The 18,432-nt window shown below is 67.1% G+C and carries 17 protein-coding genes; 10 read left to right on the top strand and 7 right to left on the bottom strand.

Annotation, left to right across the window (positions count from 1 at the left end):
• Positions 1-51: 51 nt before the first annotated feature.
• Together ACYQ4T_RS13690 and ACYQ4T_RS13685 are read left to right on the top strand one after the other, a co-directional pair.
• The gene (locus ACYQ4T_RS13690; protein WP_459854947.1) at positions 52-1,101 is read left to right on the top strand and encodes a diacylglycerol/lipid kinase family protein; all 1,050 of its coding nucleotides are present in this window, start codon (positions 52-54) and stop codon (positions 1,099-1,101) included.
• Positions 1,098-1,982: an inositol monophosphatase family protein gene (locus ACYQ4T_RS13685; RefSeq protein ID WP_459854944.1), complete on the top strand. Its 885-nt coding sequence runs from the start codon at positions 1,098-1,100 to the stop codon at positions 1,980-1,982. Before ACYQ4T_RS13690 ends, ACYQ4T_RS13685 begins: the two co-directional genes overlap by 4 nt.
• On the opposite strand, the gene ACYQ4T_RS13680 is transcribed toward ACYQ4T_RS13685, so the two are convergent.
• Positions 1,918-2,286 (bottom strand): DUF1488 family protein, encoded by a 369-nt coding sequence (locus ACYQ4T_RS13680; RefSeq protein WP_459854942.1) that lies wholly within the window; start codon positions 2,284-2,286, stop codon positions 1,918-1,920. The genes ACYQ4T_RS13685 and ACYQ4T_RS13680 overlap by 65 nt on opposite strands.
• Positions 2,287-2,509: 223 nt before the next feature.
• On the opposite strand from ACYQ4T_RS13680, the gene ACYQ4T_RS13675 reads away from it, so the two are divergent.
• Together ACYQ4T_RS13675 and ACYQ4T_RS13670 are read left to right on the top strand one after the other, a co-directional pair.
• A complete protein-coding gene (locus tag ACYQ4T_RS13675) occupies positions 2,510-3,199 on the top strand; it encodes a hemerythrin domain-containing protein (RefSeq protein ID WP_459854939.1) in 690 nt (229 codons plus the stop codon).
• A gap of 81 nt (positions 3,200-3,280) precedes the next feature.
• Positions 3,281-4,267, top strand: a complete 987-nt coding sequence (locus ACYQ4T_RS13670; RefSeq protein ID WP_459854937.1) for an SDR family oxidoreductase — start codon at positions 3,281-3,283, stop codon at positions 4,265-4,267.
• A 1-nt stretch (position 4,268) separates the two neighbouring features.
• On the opposite strand, the gene ACYQ4T_RS13665 is transcribed toward ACYQ4T_RS13670, so the two are convergent.
• Positions 4,269-4,634, bottom strand: a complete 366-nt coding sequence (locus ACYQ4T_RS13665; RefSeq protein WP_459854934.1) for a response regulator — start codon at positions 4,632-4,634, stop codon at positions 4,269-4,271.
• A gap of 136 nt (positions 4,635-4,770) precedes the next feature.
• Entirely contained in the window at positions 4,771-6,819 is a 2,049-nt protein-coding gene (locus tag ACYQ4T_RS13660) for a PAS domain S-box protein (RefSeq protein WP_459854931.1), read from the bottom strand.
• A 481-nt stretch (positions 6,820-7,300) separates the two neighbouring features.
• On the opposite strand from ACYQ4T_RS13660, the gene ACYQ4T_RS13655 reads away from it, so the two are divergent.
• From ACYQ4T_RS13655 to ACYQ4T_RS13645, 3 genes are read left to right on the top strand one after another with little or no spacing between them, the layout of a single operon-like run.
• The gene (locus ACYQ4T_RS13655; protein ID WP_459854928.1) at positions 7,301-7,474 is read left to right on the top strand and encodes a bacteriocin; all 174 of its coding nucleotides are present in this window, start codon (positions 7,301-7,303) and stop codon (positions 7,472-7,474) included.
• Positions 7,475-7,506: 32 nt separating this feature from the next.
• Positions 7,507-7,662: a hypothetical protein gene (locus ACYQ4T_RS13650; RefSeq protein WP_459854925.1), complete on the top strand. Its 156-nt coding sequence runs from the start codon at positions 7,507-7,509 to the stop codon at positions 7,660-7,662.
• Between the two features lie 55 nt (positions 7,663-7,717).
• Complete coding sequence (locus ACYQ4T_RS13645) at positions 7,718-9,109, top strand: class I SAM-dependent methyltransferase (protein WP_459854923.1); 1,392 nt, start codon at positions 7,718-7,720, stop codon at positions 9,107-9,109.
• On the opposite strand, the gene ACYQ4T_RS13640 is transcribed toward ACYQ4T_RS13645, so the two are convergent.
• From ACYQ4T_RS13640 to ACYQ4T_RS13625, 4 genes are read right to left on the bottom strand one after another with little or no spacing between them, the layout of a single operon-like run.
• A complete protein-coding gene (locus tag ACYQ4T_RS13640; RefSeq protein WP_459854920.1) occupies positions 9,106-9,642 on the bottom strand; it encodes a cyclic nucleotide-binding domain-containing protein in 537 nt (178 codons plus the stop codon). The two genes, ACYQ4T_RS13645 and ACYQ4T_RS13640, sit on opposite strands and share 4 nt — an antisense overlap.
• Before the next feature lie 16 nt (positions 9,643-9,658).
• Complete coding sequence (locus ACYQ4T_RS13635) at positions 9,659-12,511, bottom strand: NHLP bacteriocin export ABC transporter permease/ATPase subunit (protein WP_459854917.1); 2,853 nt, start codon at positions 12,509-12,511, stop codon at positions 9,659-9,661.
• Complete coding sequence (locus ACYQ4T_RS13630; protein WP_459854915.1) at positions 12,501-14,645, bottom strand: NHLP family bacteriocin export ABC transporter peptidase/permease/ATPase subunit; 2,145 nt, start codon at positions 14,643-14,645, stop codon at positions 12,501-12,503. The genes ACYQ4T_RS13635 and ACYQ4T_RS13630 overlap by 11 nt, the downstream gene beginning before the upstream one ends.
• A gap of 12 nt (positions 14,646-14,657) precedes the next feature.
• Complete coding sequence (locus ACYQ4T_RS13625; RefSeq protein WP_459854912.1) at positions 14,658-15,890, bottom strand: NHLP bacteriocin system secretion protein; 1,233 nt, start codon at positions 15,888-15,890, stop codon at positions 14,658-14,660.
• A gap of 362 nt (positions 15,891-16,252) precedes the next feature.
• Between ACYQ4T_RS13625 and ACYQ4T_RS13620 the strand changes: the two genes are divergently transcribed.
• The 3 genes from ACYQ4T_RS13620 to ACYQ4T_RS13610 all read left to right on the top strand — a co-directional run bounded on the left by ACYQ4T_RS13620 (position 16,253) and on the right by ACYQ4T_RS13610 (position 18,425).
• Positions 16,253-16,462: a hypothetical protein gene (locus tag ACYQ4T_RS13620; protein WP_395014739.1), complete on the top strand. Its 210-nt coding sequence runs from the start codon at positions 16,253-16,255 to the stop codon at positions 16,460-16,462.
• 50 nt (positions 16,463-16,512) lie between these two features.
• A complete protein-coding gene (locus ACYQ4T_RS13615; protein WP_459854910.1) occupies positions 16,513-16,707 on the top strand; it encodes a hypothetical protein in 195 nt (64 codons plus the stop codon).
• 68 nt (positions 16,708-16,775) lie between these two features.
• On the top strand, positions 16,776-18,425 hold the full coding sequence (locus ACYQ4T_RS13610) for a tetratricopeptide repeat protein (RefSeq protein WP_459854907.1): 1,650 nt from the start codon (positions 16,776-16,778) through the stop codon (positions 18,423-18,425).
• The last annotated feature ends 7 nt before the right edge of the window (positions 18,426-18,432 follow it).

Here is an 18,432-nt window from a genome sequence, read left to right as displayed (position 1 = left end):
CCCGCCCGCGTTAATCCGGCGCGACTTGATCGGGCAAAGAAGGGGGCTTCCTTGGCGCCTAAGGCAATCCTGGTGCACAACGCTTCGGCGGGAATCCGCGAGCCGTCACTCGAAGACCTGACGGCGATGATCGAGGCAGCCGGTTATCGCGTGAAATACCGGAACTCCAAGGCGCCGGACCTCGAAGCGAAACTCGACAAGCAAGGCGACCTGGTGGTCGCGGCCGGCGGCGACGGCACCATCGCCAAGGTCGCGAAGATCCTGCTGGCGAAGCCGGATCAGGCTGCGCCGCTCGCCATTCTTCCGATCGGCACGGCGAACAACATCGCGCTCTCCCTCGGCATCACCGAGCCGCCCGCGGCGCTGATCCCGCGCTGGAACGAGACGCCGCTCCGCAAGCTGTCCCATGGAATCGCCCATGCGCATTGGGGCGAGCAGCGCTTCATCGAAGGCGTCGGCCTCGGCTCGCTCGCCGAGGCGACCACGCCCAAACCAAAGGGGAAAGGCGGGCCGAAGGGGCGCAAGCATCGCATCAGCCAGGGCCGGATTGCGTTTCGCAAGGCGATCAAGCATGCCAAGCCGGAGCGACTTTATGTGACCGTAGACGGCACGCGGATCGAGGACGAGGTCGTGTTGATCGAGATCCTCAACATCAGCCAAGTCGGGCCGCGGCTGCGCCTGGCGCCCAACGCCGATCCCGGCGACAGGCTGCTGGACGTGGCCTATGTCGCGACCGAGCACCGCGGGGCACTGCTGGAATGGCTGGATGCGCTGATCCATGACGGTCTCGACGAGGGTGTTGTCGGGCCGCCGCCGGTGGCGGTCGTGCCGGGCGCCAAGATCACCATCGCCTGGAACGGCATGGATCTCCGGATCGACGACAAGTTCCCATTGATGCCGGGCCAAGCCACGGCGCCGGGCGCCGAGAAGAAGGACCATAAGAAGAAGGTCGAGGAGAACGACGCGGCCGATGAGAAAGCCAAGCGCGAGCGCGTCGACCTGGTGACGATCGAGGTCGCCGAGCGTCAGCTGGAGATCCTGGCGCCGCAGGGCAAGGCCGACGCCGCCGCCACGGCCGCCGGAAAGAAGGAGAAGCGATGATGGGAGAAGCCGCGCGGCAGCTGTTGGATCTGCCGGACGACCACAGCCTGGCGCAGATCGAGCGCACTGCGGTTGAGATCGCGCGCCTCGCCGGGGCGGAGATCGTGACCGCTCTCGGCGGCATGCTGGCGGTCAAGTACAAAAGCGACGTCGCGCGCCAGGAGGGCGACGCGCGTGCTTACCGCGACCCTGTCTCGGAGGTCGATCACCGGGTCGAGGTGCTGCTTCGGGCGCGCATCGCCGAGCGCTTCCCGCAGCACGACATCATCGGCGAGGAGATCAATGACCGTCCCGGCGACCGGCCTTATGCGGAATATGTCTGGGCGGTCGATCCGGTTGACGGGACGGCGAACTTCATCAACGGCTTTCCGCTGTTCGCGGCCTCGATCGGCGTGCTTCACCGCGGCCGGCCGGTGGTCGGCGCGGTCTGGTGCTCCGCCTCGCATGCGTTGCGGGCCGGCGTCTATCACGGCCATGTCGGCGGCGACCTGCATTTCGACGAGGTGCCGACCGACCTCAAGGTCAATCCCGGCGTGCAGCGCCGGCTGGCGGGCGATCCCGGCGGCGGCAAGAATTTCGGCTTCTTGTGGGACACCCGCAAGACCGGCTCGGCGGCGATCGAATGCGCCTTCGTGGCCGCCGGCCTGCTGCGGGTCAGCCGCTTCGAGGCGCCGAACGTCTGGGACGTCGCCGGCGGCCTCGCGCTGGTGCGCGCCGCAGGGCTCGACGTCCTCACCATCGAGAAGGGCGAATGGCGACCGCTCGAGGTCTTCGCCGGCCCGGGCGGCGATATCCGTCGCTGGCGTCAGCCGCTGATCATCGGAGATGCGCCGGCCGTCGCCGAACTTTCCGCGGCGCTGCCGCCGAAGCCGGAGAAATAGCCGCGGGCCGGTCCCGGGGCGCCGGCTCCAAGGTCTTCAGGTCCTCGCCGCTGATCAGTAAGGTCGAGAGCTTCGGGTTGGTCGAGCGGCGATACTTGATCATGGCGGCGATCTCGAACAGCAAGCGGTTCTGTTCGAAGCGGTCGACCAGGTCGCGCGGCGTGTCCTGGCGGGTGCAGCCGATGGCGCTGAGCGCCGAGCGCGTCGCCAGGCAACCGATATGCGCGCCGACGGTGAGCGCCGTGATGCGGATCGCATCCTTCTGGGGGAGATAGACGCCGGTCTCGCCGAGGAACTGCAACATCCGACACCTCTTTCGCCAGGCAGCCGATGCCAACCCCGCTACGCTCCCACTGGAGCCCCGGACGAACAAGGCAAATCCAATGAATCTTCTGCGGCAATCGCGCGTCGGCGCGCGATATGGGCGGAACCCGCATTCACAGCATGGGTTGAAGAATCACACCGCTGTGAGGAAAGCGGCGGAATGCCGCCGCGTGGACAATCCCAGCACATGAGCGAGGCAGGATATGAAATCACCCAAGAAGACTCCGGCCCGGAAGCAGTCCCGTACTACCGCGCCCCGTTCGCGGCGCAGCGCCGGCCAGGACGCGGTCGCCTTGCTGAAGGCCGACCACCGCAAGGTCGAGGGCCTGTTCAAGAAGGCCGAGAAGGCGCAGGGCGGCGCCAAGGAAAAGCTGGTCGAGCAGATCTGCAACGAGCTGATCATCCACACCATGCTCGAGGAGGAGATCTTCTACCCGGCTTGCCGCAGCGAGGACGTGGAAGAGGACAAGATGGACGAGGCGCAGGTCGAGCATGACGGCGCCAAGGTCATGATCAACGACCTGATGGAAGCCGGCGCCGGCGCGCCGATGTATGACGCCAAGGTCAAGGTACTCTCCGAATACATCAAGCACCACGTCAAGGAAGAGGAGAAGGCGCGGACCGGTGTCTTCGCCGAAGCGAAGCGCAAGGGCGTCGATATGAGCGCGCTCGGCGCCCAGATGAAGGCGCGCAAGCTGGAGCTGATGCGGGAGGCGGAGGAAGAGGGCCTGCCGCGTCCGGAGCCGAAGTCGATCGGGCTGGCATCGAAGTCCAACGGCGATATGGCCCGCTCCAACGAGGCCGACGGCGGCATGGGCGGCCGCTTGCGCCATTTCGTGCAGGAGGCGAAACGCCGCCACTTCTCGCAGTCGGCGAAACGCGCGCTCGACTAGCCATCGGGCGTTCCGGTGTGAACCAAGGTTCGTTGCGGGGGTTGGCCTCGCAACGGACCTTTTTCATTGTTGGAGACGAGCATGAGACAACGCAGCACGGCTTCCCGCGAGGCCGAGGAGACCGCAGCCCAGCAGCGCGCAATCCAGTCGAAGACGGACGCGCGGGACGCGCAGAAGAGAGAAGACCCATCGCAGGAGGAAGCGCCCCAGACCGGCGCCCGGTCCTATCCGGTCCCGCCCTTTCCGGAACAGCACCAGGCCAAGCCCGGCACCGAAGCGACGCTGGAGCCGCGCCCGATGTACGACGCGCCGCATTATCTCGGCTCGCGCAAGCTCGAGGACAAGGTCGCGCTGATCACCGGTGGCGATTCCGGCATCGGCCGGGCGGTCGCGATCCTCTATGCCCGGGAAGGTGCCGACGTGGCGGTGGTCTACCTGAGCGAGCACGGCGACGCCAAGGAGACCAAGGCCGCGGTCGAGAAAGAGGGCCGGCGCTGCATCCTGGTTCCCGGCGACGTCAAGGACGCGGCCTTTTGTCGGGATGCGGTCGAGATCACCGTCCGAGAACTCGGCGGCCTGGACATTCTGGTCAACAATGCGGCTTTCCAGGAGCATACCGCCGGCATCGAGGAGCTCTCCGAAGCGCAATTCGACCAGACCCTGAAGACGAATCTCTACGGCTATTTCCACATGGCGAAGGCGGCGGCGCCGCATTTGCGCCAGGGCGGCGCGATCATCAACACCGGTTCGATCACTGGAATCGACGGTAGCCAGGAGCTGCTTGACTATTCGATGACCAAGGGCGGCATCCATGCCTTCACCCGCTCGCTCTCCGGCAGCATGCTGAAGCGTGGGGTGCGGGTGAACGCGGTGGCGCCCGGTCCGGTCTGGACCCCGCTCAATCCGGCCGACAAGACCGCCGACAAGGTCGCGAAATTCGGACAGCAGACCAAGATGAAGCGCCCGGCCCAGCCTGAGGAGATCGCGCCGGCCTATGTCTTCCTGGCCGCGCCCTGCTGCTCCAGCTACATCACCGGCGAGGTGCTGCCGGTCATCGGCGGGTATTAGACTAAAGCGACGCCCGGATCGCTTCGATCAGGCGCGGGCCGCTGTAAGGCTTTGGCAGGAAGCGGCCCCGCTCCGGCAGGTCATGCGGCGCCATCCGGATCCGGCCGGACGTGATGATCAGCGCGATCGGCGGCCAGCGGTTGCGGATGGTCGCCGCCAGCTTCAAGCCATCCATTGATCCGGGCATCTGGATATCGGTGACGACCACGCGGATATCGTGGCGGAGTTCGAGAATTGAAATGGCCTCATCGGCGTTCGAGGCTTCGATCACGCGATAGCCGGCGGCTTTGAGCGTCTCGATGGCATCCAGCCGGACGAAGGGCTCGTCCTCCACGACCAGAATGACGGCGGATGCGGGCGTGATCATGCGGGAGACTATCTCTCGATCAAGGCAGTTCGCAGGGGTAACGGCCCCCGCGTATACGCGTTCCGTGCCGCAAGCCGCGCAATCGCGCCAATGCGAACACCGGCGTGAACTCTCAGTCTTTATGAGTCGCTGGGGATCAGCCTTGGGCGCGCGCGAGCGAAACGTCGAGCCGCACGGTGACGCCTTCCGCATCCCAGCTATGCGCGATCTGTCCGTCGAGCGTCTTCACTGTCGCCTTGGCGAGATAGCCTCCGAATCCTTCGGCCGAAATCGGTGCCATCACCGTCGGACCCTGGCGTTCCGTCCAGCTGACGAGGAGACGGTTGCCGCTCCGCCGGGTCTCGATCGCAATCGTCCCGTTTTCGCCGGATAGCGCGCCGTATTTGGCGGCATTGGTGGCGAATTCATGTACCAGCAAGGCGAAGCTGGTGATGGCGGAGGCGGAGAGCTGAAGATCGTCGCCGCTGAGGCGAATCCGGCGCCCGCCGTCCGGCCCATCCCCGTAGGGCGCGAGGATGGCCTTGATCAGAGCATGGAGGGTGGTCGGCATCGCGACTGCGGCCTGATCCTGTCCGTGACGCGACAAGGTGAGGCTGTGAACCCGCGCCAGGGCGGCCAGGCGCTCGGTGGCTTGGATCTTCAATGCCTGGGGACTGTCGGCGTCGCGCGCGCTGAGGCTGATAATGCTGCCTGCCAGCGCGAACAGGTTCTTGATCCGGTGGTTCATCTCGCGGATCAGCAGGCGCTCCTGCTCCCGGGCGCGGTTCCGCTCGGTGACGTCGCGCGCGATCTTGGCGGCGCCGACGATGGCGCCCGTGCTGTCCTTCAGCGGCGACACGCTGAGCGAGATGTCGATCAGCGTGCCGTCCTTGCGCTGCCGTACGGTCTCATAGGGCTCGATGCGCTCGCCGGCGCGGATCCGCTCCAGGATCGACGGCTCCTCGTTCTGGCGCTCGACCGGCATCAGCATGGTCACCGGCTGGCCGATCGCCTCTTCGGCGCTATAGCCGAACAGCTCGGTGGCGCCCTGGTTCCAGCTGGTGATGATGCCGTCGAGATCCTTGGTCAGGATCGCGTCTTCCGAGGTTTCGACGATCGCCGCCAAACGGCTGCTGGTCAGCGCCGCGGCCCGGCGCTGCTCGCTTTCCGCGCGCAGGGTGCGGAGCAGCCGCTCATTGTCGAGCGCGATGGCGGCGTGGGATGCCACCGCCTCGATGATCGCCACGGCATCGCTGGTGAAGACGCCGGGCGCGTCATGGCCGAAAAACAGGCCGCCATGCACCTCGCCGGTATTCGAGATCACCGGGACGGCGAGATAGGAGACCACCGGCAGGTGGCCTTGCGGCATGCCCCGATGCGGTGGGTTGTGCCCGTAGCGCGGATCTTTCCGGATATCGTCCGAGCGCACGGTGCCGAGGCCGCGAAAGGTAGTCTCGAAGATCGGCGTATTGCGCGGCAGCCCGAATCTCTCGAAAGCGGAGCGCGGCGCACCGGAGAGGGTGAAGAGGGTGTAGCTCTCGCCCGCCTGATCGCGGCGATTGTAGAAGAAAGCGCCGAACTTGGCGCCGCAGAGCTCGGTCGCCGCGTCGGTGACGGTCTGCACCACGCGCTCCAGGTTGTCGATGTCGGTCGCGACCGACTTCGCGATCTGGTTCAGCCGCTCCAGCCGCCGGCTTTGGCGCAGCAGGGCGCGCTCGGCGGTCTTCTGGGCGGTAATGTCCTGCACGCTGACGAGCGTTCGCTCGAACCGCGCGCCCTGGAACCGGATCGAGAAGGCGATCTCGATCTCGCGCCCGCTCATGGTGCGCATGCGGGTTTCGCCGTCGAAACGGCGGTGCCCGTTCCAGAGCGTCACCAGCAGGTCGACGAAGACCTGGGCGGTTTCCGGCAGGAAGATCTGGGCCAGCGATTGCAGCAGGTGCTGTTTATGCTCGACCTCGAACAGGTCAAGGGTGAAGGCATTGACGTCGATGACCCTGATTCGCTCGATCGCCTCCTGGACATGCTCCGGGTGGGACGCCAGATGCGTGCGCAAGTCGATCACGCCCTCGGCGCGCAGCCGGTCGAGGAAAACGACAACCGCGGAAAAGTCCTCGTCCCACAGAGAGACGGGGGCGGCGTCGAAGATCTCGCGGTACCGGTCTTCGCCGGGCACTGCTTCTGCGCCGGGTCGTTCTGCGGCCATGAGTTTCCAGTTGATGAGCGAGTGCCGTCGGCAGAGGCCGGGAAGCGTAAAACTCTATCGGGATTTCGCGGATTGATACAGCAGCGATCGGCCGCGAACCAAGCCGAATACCCAATCGCCAATTCGTCCGCATTGGCACTCTGTGAAGTCGGCTGCTGCTCGCTATGCCGAGACGGGCGATAGCGACGCGAATCATGCGCGCGGGGTCCGGCGCCAAGGTCCTTCAAATCCGCGCAAGCCGTCCCTGCTGGCAGGCTTGTGACGGTGGTCACGCCAGCCTTTTCCCCCGGATGACCCCGAATAGTGCGATTTTCCGGGCTTTCCGGCGGATTGGGACAAGTTGTGGGAAGTCGCACAAACTCTTGCCTCGAATCCAAGCCGAGCGTAGCGTTTTTACGTGAACCTTTCCACAGATCGGCACGACCGGTCCTTGGATGGGGGACCGTGGGGCCGCGTTTTTCCCAGAAAGCAGGAGCGCAGCATGACCAAAAAGGTTTCCAAGAAGGACCCGGAGAGCCTGGTGAAGACCTCGGCGGAGGGTTCGATCGAGCTCTCGGAGAAGGAGCTGCAGCAGGTCGCCGGCGGCCAGAAAGCCAAGGGCGAGCAGCAGGAATATCTGAAGATCAAGCTGACCGACATCCTCATCTCCGGTTGAAGCCTTCCAAACCCCTATCCTTGGAGCATTCCATGTCGAAGAAGCCTTCGAAGCCCGACAGCCTGACCAAGTCCGGCAAGGATGCCGGCATCGAGCTCACCGAGAATGAATTGACCAAGGTCGCCGGCGGCAAGGCGAAGACCGCCGACAAGGCGTACAACGCCATGGACGCCTACATCAAAGGCTGAAAGCCATTTGGCCGCGCGCTCGAACCCTCCCGGTCGGGCGCGCGTCCATACTCTCATGGATCATCCCGGTTCCGACGGCCGCGCGGCGGCGGACATTCGTTATGTCACCGACGTGCCCTATATCGCCGGCTTCACCGCGGAGCTGGCGCCGGAATGGCTGGACCTGGTCGCGACCATCTGCGGTTTCGCTTCACCCGATCGCAAGGACGGCTTTGCCTGGTGCGAGCTCGGCTGCGGCCCGGGCATGGCGCCGATCATCTTCGCGGCGACTCACCCCGAAGGCGCGTTCCACGGCGTCGATGTGATGCCCGACCACGTCGCGCGGGGCGAGGCGATCGCTTCTCGCGCCGGCATCGGCAATCTGACCCTGCATGCGCTGGACTTCGAGACAGCCAGCGCGCGCGACCTTCCCCGGTTCGACTACATCACCGCGCACGGCGTCTATGCCTGGATCGATGAAACGGCGGCGGCATCGCTCCGCCGCTTCATCGCACGGCACCTGAAGCCGGGCGGACTCGTCTATGTGAGCTACAACTCGATGCCCGGCTGGGCATCGGACGGACCGTTCCAGCATCTGCTCTATGCCCTGGCGGAAGACGGCGCCGGCGACAGCATCGCGCGCTTCGCGGTCGCGGCCGAGGCCGCGGAGGCACTGCGCAATGCCGGTGCCGCCGCTCTGGCCGCCAGCCCGACCGCGGTCGGCTTCACCGAAGAGCGGGCGAAGCGGCCGGAGGCCTATTTCGCGCATGAATACCTCTGCCCGGCCTGGCGGCCGCGCTATGTGGACGAGGTGCGCCGCGACATGGCGGAGATCGGCCTCTCGCCGGTCGGCTCGGCGACGCTCCGCGACAATTTCGACAGCTTCGTGCTCCGCGCCAAGGCCCGCGAAGCCCTGGAGTCGATCGCCGATCCCGACCGGCGCGAGCTGGCACGCGACTATTTCATGTTCCAGCGCTTCCGCCGCGACGTCTTCGGGCTGTCGCCGCGCCCGATCGACGACGACGAACGGCGCGAACGCCTGTTCGAGATGACTTTCGCGCTGATGCGCCCGGCATCCCTCGTCGAGTACAAGATGACGACCGAGGCCGGCGATCTTACCTTCGACAACGCGGTGGTGCGCGGCCTGGTGGCCAAACTCGCGGACGGGCCGCGCCCGTTGCGCGACTGCCTCGAGCCCAGCGCCGACGCCCAGGACCTGTTGGCGAACACACTCAGCCTCTGTTGCGCCGGCTGGCTGCGGCCGGTCGCTGCACGCGCGGCGCCGGTGGATCGGCTGAACACGGTCCTGCTGGAAGCGCTCGACGCCCAGAACGAGACTACGTTCCGGGTCATGCCGCACGGCACCGCTCTTCGTTTCGACGGCCAGATCCTGGTCGCCCTGCGCGACGGCAAGCCCTTGCCGGACAAGGTGGCACCCTGGGTCGAATTCCTGCAGCGCCTCGGCTAGCCGGTCGCCAGCAATCCCAAGAGCCGGTTGAAGCGGTCGCCGGCCTGGGCGACTGTATCCAGCACGGTCATGTCGAGCTCGCCTTCCAGCATCTGCTCGGAGCCGAGATCGCCCTGCTTGCCGTAGCCGAGGCGCCGGTTGGCGGCGCGCAGACGATCGGCGAGGAAAACGGCGAGCGCGCGGTGGAAGCGGGCGGAGAAGCCGACGTCTTCGCTGAGCTTGCGCTGGATCGCGCTGCGCTTGATCTCCAGGACCGCGGACTGGCCGACGCCTTTGACCGTGGCGGAAGGCGGTGCGGAATCGACGAAGGAGATCTCGCCGACGAACTCGCCGGCGCCGAGCCGCGCCACTTCGACGCCGTCGCCGGCGGTGACCGCCAGCGCGCCTTCGAGATTGAGGAACAGCGCGTCGATCGGCCGGCCTTCCTGGATCACGATCTCGCCGTCGCGCAATTGGCGGGTGCGGCCGTGATCGGCCAGCCATTGGATGTCGGCGTCGTTCAGCTGTCCCAGGATGTAAAGCGCCTTGCGCATGTCCTGCTCTCCGTCGTTACAGCAGTTGGCGGCGTGCCAGCGCCGCGAAGGTTCCGTCTCGGGCCATCAGCTCATCGAAGCCGCCGGATTCCACCAGCCGGCCGCGCTCCATTACGAAGATCCTGTCGGCGTCGCGGATGGTCGACAGCCGATGCGCGATCACGATCCGCGTCGCATGCAGGCGTTGCAAGGAATCCGTCACCACCGCCTGGCTGACGTTGTCGAGCGCGCTGGTCGCCTCGTCGAGGATCAGCACTTGTGGTTTTCCAATGAGCGCGCGGGCGATCATCAGCCGCTGCAGCTGACCGCCGGACAAGGTCGAGGCGCCTTCCATCAAGACCGAATGCATGCCCATCGGCATCGCCTCGATGTCGGCGGCGAGGCCGGCCATGCGCGCCGCGTCCCAGGCCTCGTCTAGGGCATAGGGCAGGCCGGCGGTGATGTTCTCGTAGATGCTGCCGCTCATGATCCGCGCGCTCTGCAGCACCACGCCGATGCGCCGCCGCAGGGCCGAGGTGTCGAGATTGCCGATCGGCTGGCCGTCGAAGAGGATGTCGCCGCTCTCCGCAGTCTCGAAGCCGAGCAGCAGGCGCTGCAAGGTGGACTTGCCGCTGCCCGATGGGCCGACGATAGCGGCGAACTGGCCGGGCTCGATCTTGAGCGATACGTCGTCCAGCACCAGCGGCGCTTCCGGCGCGTAACGGAAGCTCACCCGGCTGATCTCGATCGCGCCGCTCAAGGGACCGGGATCGGCCTTGTCCTCCTGGCGTTCCGGCGCGGTGGTGACGATCGGCCTCAGACGCTCGAACAGGGGCAAGGCGCCGAGCACGCCGGCCAAGGATGCGCCGGCCGCCATCATGGCGGCGAGCAGCTGGCCGAAGGCGGTGCTGACCGCCAGGAAAGCGCCGAGCGAAAGGCCGTTGGCGCCGAGCGATCCCGCCGCCACCTTGTAGAGCAGCAGGAAGGCGATCAGAGGATAGCAGCCATAGAAGGTGGTGCGGAGGTTGGCATAGCCCTGGCCGCGCACCAATGCGGAGCGGCGCTCGGCGAAGATCTCGGCCCAAAGGCCGAACATCCGTGCCTCGCCGGCGGAGACGCGCAGCTTGCTGATGCCCTGCACGAATTGCAGCACCAGACCATCCTCGCGTCCGCCGAGCCGCACCGCTTCCCGTTCATGACGCAGCTGCGCGATCGCGAGCGCGGCGGTGACGAGCGCGGCGACGCCGACCAGGGCAACCGAGAGCAAGGCCAGCATCGGGCTGAAGAACAGGATGACGCCGAGGCTGACCAGCGCGAAGCCGCCGGACAGCAGCGAGGTGATCGCGGTGCCGGTGATCAGATGCCGGATCCGCTGAATCGCCAGCACACGGTCGGTCAGGTCGCCGGTGCCGAAGTTGCGGAAGAAGCCGACCGGGAGCGAGAGCAGGCGCTGCATGATCAGCGGTTGCAGTCCGGCCTCCATGCGCGATTCGAGGCGCACGAGGGCGATCGCCTTCACCAGGTCGAAGCAGGCGACGCCGAGGGCGGCCAGCGCCAGCCCGCCGATCACCGCGGCCAGGGTGCCGAGCTCGGCGCGGGGCACCACCCATTCGAACAGAAAGCCGGTGGCGATCGGAGTCAGCGTGCCCATGAGGCTGCCGAGCAGGCCCATGACGAGGATCGCGGTGAGATCGCCGCCGGCGCCTTGGAAGATCTGTCGCGCGAGACCGGGGAGCGAACGGATCTCCGGCGGCGGCGGGCGATAGAAGGTGATCGCTTCCGGCTCGAGCGTCTCGGCGATCTTCGCGGTGACCCGGGCCTCACCGTTGCCGTCGATGATCCAGGTGTGGCCGCGCCCGTCGGGCAGCAGCGCCACGGGCATATGGGTCTCGGCGATATGACCAATCAGTGGGCCGTTGTCCTTGCGCCACCAGTCGTCGCGCAGCAGCACGCGGCGAAAACCGAAACCGGTCAAACGCGCGAGCTGCGGCAGGGTCTTCTGCCGGAGATCGACCCGCGGCAGGTTCGCCAACGGAACGCCGAGCCGGTCCGCCACCGCCGAGAAGGCGGCGACCAGCGGCGCCGCGTCGGGTGCCGCAGCGGCGCGCGCCTTGCGCCGGCCGACCAGGGCGAGACGCTGGATTGCGCCGGACATGGTCTTGGCGTCCAAAGCGGCGCGGGTGACGAGGCGTTGCTGCGCCGCGCGGTCATGCGCGGTGAGGGTCGCGGCGATGGCTTGCGCCGCGAAACGATGGAACTCAGAGAGGCCGTCGCGCAGATCGGCGATTTCCATGGCGCTGGTCGGCTGGGCGAAGACGCGGGTGTCGTCGCGCGCGCGCAGGAAGAAGCCGGCGGAGAGCGGCAGCGCCGTGGTCATGGCAAGGTCGCCGTCGCCGATGTTGCAGCCGGTCGCGTGGATCCAGAGCACATGGCGACCGGCATGCAGCCGGGTGCCGGCGGCGCAAGCAGTCTCGGCGCCGGCTTCGGGGAGCAGTTCCGGCCAGGCGGGCGCCGGGCCGAAAGCGGCTTCGGCCAGGGCCGCGATCCAAAGGTCGAGCAAAGGCTCTTCAGCGGTGGAAGGCAGCGTCAGCGGCTCGATCGAGCGCAAGTGCTCGATCTCGGTTTCGAGCCCACCGACGGCGATGACGGCGGCATCTCCTGCTGCGGGGAGCCCGGCAACCAGGCGACCGCTCGGCACGCGCAGCACATGCCGCCGCGCGCCATTGGGCTCGCCGTCGAGCAGCGGCAGGGCAAAGAGATCGACATAGCCAGCCCGCACCAGGAAGAAGCCGGAATAGGTATCGAGCCGCATCGGCGCGTCGGCGGCGAGCCGCTCGGGGACCCCATGCAGGGCGACCAGCCCGGCGATGGATTCGACGTTACTCGGCATGGATCAGCCGCCGGTATTCGTCGCAGGTCTCGATCAGAGTGGCATGCGGGCCGCGGCCGACCACGCGGCCTTCCTGCAGCACCACGATCTCGTCGCAGTCGCGGATGGTGCTGAGACGATGTGCGATGATGATGCAGGTGCAGCCGCGCCGCCGGATGCTCTCGTCGATCTCCTTCTCGACCACGGGATCGAGGGCGGCGGTCGCCTCGTCGAGGATCAGCACCGCGGGATCGCCGGACAGTGCCCGGGCGATTTCCAGCCGCTGGCGCTGGCCGCCGCTGAAATTGATGCCGCCCTCAGCCACTTCCGCATCCTGGCGACCGGGCCGTACGGCGATCTCGTCGAACACCGCAGCATCTTTGAGCGCCGAGGAGAGCGCGGCGTCATCGACGCTGCCGTCCCAGAGCGTCACGTTCTGCCGCACCGAGCCCTGGAACAGGAACACGTCCTGGTCGACATAGGCGACCGAGTTGGCGAGCACGTTGCGCGGGATCTCGGCAAGCGGCACCCCGTCGATCTCGATGCTGCCGGACCAGGGCGCGTAGAGGCCGCTGACCAGGCGGCCGAGCGTCGACTTGCCGCTGCCCGAGGCGCCCACCAAGGCGACACGGCGCCCCGGTCGCACGTTCAAGTCGAAGTCGATGATCAGCGGCGGCTCCTGGCTGTTATAGCCGAAGGTGACGGCGCGCAACGTCACTTCGCCTTGCAGGCGCGCCGGTCCGCGCCCGGTGTCCTGGTCGCGCAGGAACCGGGTATCGGGCGTATAGGCGAGCACGTCGCGCACACTGGCGAGGCCGCCTTTGATCTCCTGCAGCGCGGTGCCCATGTTGAGGATCTGGCCGATCGGGTCGGCGAAGGCGGCGGCGAGCGCGAGGAAGGCGACCAGATCGCCGACCGAGATCTTGCCCGCCATCACCTGCATGCCGCCGACCCCGAGCAGGGCGGCGATGCCGAGGCCGGTCAGCAGCGGTGGCACCACGCTCAAGGCCGCGCCGGCGCGGTCGAGGTCGCGGCTGGTCGCCATGGTCTTGGCGTGGAAGCCGGCCCAGCGACCGAAGGAATCCTGCTCCAGCCCGCCGGCCTTGATGGTCTCGATCGAGCGGACGATGCCGACCGTCGCCCCCATCAGTGCGCTGCGGTCCTTCATCAGCCGCTGCGCCGCGGTGGCGCGGTAATGCGCGACCAGGCGCAAGGCGACGATGTTGATGAGGGTGATCGGCAGCACCACCAGCGCCAGGGTCAGGTTGATCGCCAGCATCACCATCAGGAACAGGACCGAGGTGGCGAGGCTCAGCACCGTGGTGGCGAGCCCGCTCGACAAGAGCCGCGCGACGTCGTCATTGGCGGTGAAGCGGTTGGCGAGATCGCCGGCATGGCGCTGGGTGAAGAACACGACCGGCAGGCGCAGCAGATGCCAGACGAAGCGGCTCGCCATGGCGAGCGCGAGCTTGCTCTCGAGCTTGAGGAGATAATGGCTCTGCAGCCAGAGCATTGCCGCGCGCAGCAAAGCGGTCGCCGCCATGCCGAGCAGGAGCGGTCCAAGCCAGTCGTTCAGGCCGCCGATCAGGATCTCATCGACGAAGACCTTGGCGAAGACCGGCGTCACCACGCCGGGCACGATCAGCAGCAGGCTCATCAGCAGCACGAGTGCTACACAGGTGCCGGAACCCTGCAGCCGCTCCCAGAGCGCGCCGATCAGCGCGGGCGGCGCGCCGCCGCGGGTGAACGCGTCGCCGGGCTCCATCGCCAGCACGACACCGGTGAAGGATTCCGAGAACTCCTCCAGGCTGACCTTGCGATGGCCGTAAGCCGGATCGTTGATATGCGCATCTTTGCCGGAGAAGCCCTCGAAGACGACGAAGTGGTTGAAGTTCCAGTGGATGATCGACGGCACCGGCAGCCCGGTCAGCTCCTCCGGCTCCTTGCGGAAGCCCTTGGCGGAGAGGCCGTAATGCCGCGCGGCTTTCAGGATGTTGCTGGCCTTGGTGCCGTCGCGCGAAACGCCGGAGCGCAGGCGCAATTCTTCCAGCGGCACCCAGCATTTGTGGTAGGCGAGAATCATCGCCAGGCTGGCGGCACCGCATTCCACCGCCTCCATCTGCAGAACCGTCGGCGTGCGCACCCGCTTGCTCATCGCCAGCCTGTCTTAGGAGGAGAAGCCGGCCTGCCCTTTGAGCAAGGGCAGCAGCAGGCTGATCGGGGCACGGCGGTCGGTGGTGACGGTGGCGCGCACCGTGGTGCCGCTGCTCAGCTTGACGGTCGGCCCCGGTCCGCCGGACCAGCGATAGCCGGAGGCGTTGTCACTGCTCGGCGCCAGTTCGACGCGCACGGCATAGGGCGGGCCCTGCTCCATGAAACGCGTGACCAGCTGCGGATTCTGCAGCACCGAGGCCATGCCTTCGGCGGTCATCGGAAAGTCGGAGACGGCGACCACCTTGCCGAGCAAGGTGCCGTATTCCTCCTTCTTCACCGTCGCCGGCTCGATGCGGACCTCCATGCCCGGCGCCACCTTCTTGCCGAACTCCGGCGGGACATAGAGCAGCAGCTCCAGGCCGCTGCCGGCGGTCTCAATGCTGAGGATAGGCTTGCCGGGGGCGACCACGGTGCCGGGCGTCGCCTTGATCTCGGTGATGACGCCGTCCATCGGCGAGAGGATCTCGGTCGACTGATCGAGCTGGATCTGGAGCTCCGCCACCTTGCGCTTGGCGTCATTGACGGCCTGCTCGGCCCCCAGCACGGCGAGATCGCGGCGCCCGACCAGATCGGATTCCTCGGCGTCGAGGCGCAACAGGTCGCTGCGGGCGCTGCGCGCCTCCTGGTCCGCCATGTCCATCGAACGGCGGGTCTCCTCCTGGAAACGCTGGGTGAGAAACCCCTGCTGCACGATCTTGTCCTGCTTGGCGAGCAGGCCCTGGTAGAAGTCGCGGCGCTTCTCCGCGGCGGCGATCACGCGCTTCAGGTTGTCACGCTGCGCCATCGCATTCCGGTGCTTCAGGTCGATCTGGGCGGCGAAGTTCTTGCTCAAGCTGGCGAGGTCGGCCTGCTTCTCCTTCACCACCTCCTCGGCGTGGCGGAGGTTCTGCCGCAGCTCGGTGTCGTCGAGCGCGGCGAGGCGATCGCCCTTCTTCACCACCGTGCCGATGCTGGCGACGTCGATCAGGGTGCCGGGCGTCGGCGCCATCGCGTCGAACACATGGCCGCCGCGGCTGACCAGGATGCCGGCGCCGTTCACCGAGGTCGGCAGCACGCCGAAGATGCTCCAGCCGATCGCCGCCGCGACCAAGGCCGCAATCGCCACGACCGCGGTCCAGCCGATCGGCGAGGTCAGGGGCACCAGCTGGTCGAGCTGCTCCGGCGAGGACAGGCGCTCGAGCGCCACCTTCCGAAAAATCCTTTCGCTCGAGGCTGTCATACCCCCTCCCGAACTCGCCTCCAGGATGCCGCTTCGGCCATCCCGGGATCCCTGCCTCAGGTCGGTCGTCCGCGCCGCGGATCGCGTTCAAGTGGTTCGGAGGGCTCGGAAATTTGCGCGAAGTCCAAACCCGAACCATCCGCAAACGAGCGACCTTCCAAGAGTAACCCCTTCGGAACGCGCCGCCAATGTGAAACTTTACACATCTTCTTGCCAGAATCCTGGCATCGGGGCAGTATGAACGGGACTGGGGATGGTTGCGACGGATCAGAGGGCCCGGCTTTCAGCCGGTGCCTGAACGTCCATCACAACAGCCACAGGAGATTGCCATGTCGGATTCCAAGAAGTCCCAGCCGGCGTCCCCGGACAGCCTGGCGAAGACCTCGAAGGACGGCTCGATCGAGCTTTCCGAGAAGCAGCTGGCCGATGCGGCCGGCGGCGCGATCTACATGAATCAAGGCGCCCAGAAGTGGAACACAGCGGTGAAGATCGATACCGATCCCGCGCTGCTGTTGCCTGCGGTGAAGCCTGGCCAGTGAGATCACCGGCGGGGGAGCTGGTACCCCTCCCGCCATTCCAAGACCCAGAAATGTCCATAGCCAGCGAGGAGGATCTGATGCCGACCAACAAGCAGAAGCCGTCGAGCAGCGCGAAGCCGGCCCCGAGCAAGAAGCCCGGGCATGAGCTCAGCGATGACGATCTCCGTTCGATCTCCGGCGGCATGATCTCCTCGCCGGCGGGCAGCGCCAAGGACCCGGTCTGCGTCAGCTCGACCGGCGGCTGAGCGGCCTCCGCACCACTTTAGACGCGCATCGCGGGCGCCGCGGCCCTTACACGGCCGCCGGCGCCCTGGTGCGCTTCGTCTGCGCGCAGCCCGCGGGCGCGGCGCTCGCCGGCGACCATCTGATGTCGCTGCTCCTGGTGGCGCCGGAAATCGCCGGGCAGTTTCCCGTCCCGACCAAGCTCCGGGATTCCTTCCGCTTCTCGCGCGAAGGCAATCCGCCGGCCTGGACCCAGCGCACGGCCCATGGGGTCGCCGATTTCCTGCAAGCCTTCCTGAACCGGGCCGGAGCGACACTCTCCGTTGCGTTCACGCATGCGGATGCGGCCGACCCGACCGACCGCGAGCTCTTCGACATCCTGCGGCAGCGTTGCGATCCCGCCCGGCTGGGGGTCGCCTGCGAAGGCGGCGGCCGCTGCGACAGCGCCGATCTCCTCGCCGGAGCGCGAGGCTTTCTCCGCGCGGGCAGCGCAGTCTGGCGCGGCAGCGACTTCGAGGACGTCACCGATGCGGCCACGGTCTTGCTGCGCGCGTCCGATCTCGCCATGCGCATGGCCACCTATGATGCAGCGCTGGAATGGGCGGCGCTCGGACGGACCGAGCTCGATGCCGCTGCAGTCGAGGACTGGGGCAAGCTCACGCGCAACATGCTGTTCGCGCTGCTGCTGCTCGGCCGCATCCCGGAAGCCGAGGCGATCTGCGCCGAGGTGCAGGGGCGACCGGCGGAGCCGGCGATCCTCGCCCATGTCACCTATGCGATGGCGATCCTGAACGCGCGGCTCTACGACCGGGCGCGGCACGATTACGACGCGGCGAAGGCCTGGATCGAGCGGTCGCTGGAATACACCGCTCGCCTGCCGGCCTCGGAGACCCGCAGCGTCAACCACGCCTTCCTGATGAACACCATGGCCCTGGTCGAGATGCGCAAGGGCCGTCAGGATGCTGCGCGCGCATTGCTGGATGATGCGCTCGCGCTGATGGAAGCCGAGGCGCCGGAGCGCTTTCCCTTGGAATGCGGAATCCTGCTGCACAACCGCGCCAAGCTGCACCGTGCCATGAAGCAGCCTGAGCGTGCGATCGGGGATCTGACGCTGTTGCTGCGCTACGAACCCAGCAGCGGCGAGGCCTACTTCGATCGCGGGCTGCTGCAGCAGCGCGCCGGGCGATATCAGGCGGCGCTGGCGGATTACGACGCCGCGCTCAGCTGGAGCCCGCCCTATTGGGAGCCGCATTTCAACCGCGCGCAAGTCCGCATCGCGCTGGGCGAGCGCGACGGGGCTTTACGCGACTATGAGCGCGTGCTGGTGCTTCATCCCGAGCATGTGGAGAGCCGCGCGCATGCCTGCTGCCTGCGCGGCATCATCGCTTTGGAGGCGCAGGATCTCGAGAGCGCGGCGCGGAACTTCACCGCCTCTCTCGAGGCGGATCCGAATTTCCCCGACGCCTGGGCAAACCGCGCGACGGTTCACTATCGCCAGGGCGATGCTCAGACTGCGCTGCGGGATCTCGATCACGCCCTTGTGCTGCGCGAGGATGCGGAAGTTCTCTACAATCGCGGTCGCGTTCTCGAATCCCTGGAGCGACGGCGCGAGGCGATCGCCGACTACCGTCGCGCATTGGCCCTGGGTGCTTCCGGCGCGGAAGCGATCCAGCGGCGCCTGGATCATTGCCGGGCGCTGGACCAAGGCGCACATGGACAGCCCGCCACGCCTGCGGTTTAGTAAGCCC

The sequence above is a fragment of the Dongia sp. agr-C8 genome (assembly GCF_054658695.1).
This window is presented reverse-complemented; position numbering and strand designations above follow the sequence as displayed.

Coding starts and splice junctions, on each gene's coding strand:
- ACYQ4T_RS13630 (WP_459854915.1), bottom strand. CDS start 14,645: ATGAGCAAGCGGGTGCGCACGCCGACGGTTCTGCAGATGGAGGCGGTG.
- ACYQ4T_RS13620 (WP_395014739.1), top strand. CDS start 16,253: ATGTCGGATTCCAAGAAGTCCCAGCCGGCGTCCCCGGACAGCCTGGCG.
- ACYQ4T_RS13685 (WP_459854944.1), top strand. CDS start 1,098: ATGATGGGAGAAGCCGCGCGGCAGCTGTTGGATCTGCCGGACGACCAC.
- ACYQ4T_RS13670 (WP_459854937.1), top strand. CDS start 3,281: ATGAGACAACGCAGCACGGCTTCCCGCGAGGCCGAGGAGACCGCAGCC.
- ACYQ4T_RS13650 (WP_459854925.1), top strand. CDS start 7,507: ATGTCGAAGAAGCCTTCGAAGCCCGACAGCCTGACCAAGTCCGGCAAG.
- ACYQ4T_RS13640 (WP_459854920.1), bottom strand. CDS start 9,642: ATGCGCAAGGCGCTTTACATCCTGGGACAGCTGAACGACGCCGACATC.
- ACYQ4T_RS13615 (WP_459854910.1), top strand. CDS start 16,513: ATGTCCATAGCCAGCGAGGAGGATCTGATGCCGACCAACAAGCAGAAG.
- ACYQ4T_RS13680 (WP_459854942.1), bottom strand. CDS start 2,286: ATGTTGCAGTTCCTCGGCGAGACCGGCGTCTATCTCCCCCAGAAGGAT.
- ACYQ4T_RS13635 (WP_459854917.1), bottom strand. CDS start 12,511: ATGCCGAGTAACGTCGAATCCATCGCCGGGCTGGTCGCCCTGCATGGG.
- ACYQ4T_RS13655 (WP_459854928.1), top strand. CDS start 7,301: ATGACCAAAAAGGTTTCCAAGAAGGACCCGGAGAGCCTGGTGAAGACC.
- ACYQ4T_RS13665 (WP_459854934.1), bottom strand. CDS start 4,634: ATGATCACGCCCGCATCCGCCGTCATTCTGGTCGTGGAGGACGAGCCC.
- ACYQ4T_RS13660 (WP_459854931.1), bottom strand. CDS start 6,819: ATGGCCGCAGAACGACCCGGCGCAGAAGCAGTGCCCGGCGAAGACCGG.
- ACYQ4T_RS13645 (WP_459854923.1), top strand. CDS start 7,718: ATGGATCATCCCGGTTCCGACGGCCGCGCGGCGGCGGACATTCGTTAT.
- ACYQ4T_RS13675 (WP_459854939.1), top strand. CDS start 2,510: ATGAAATCACCCAAGAAGACTCCGGCCCGGAAGCAGTCCCGTACTACC.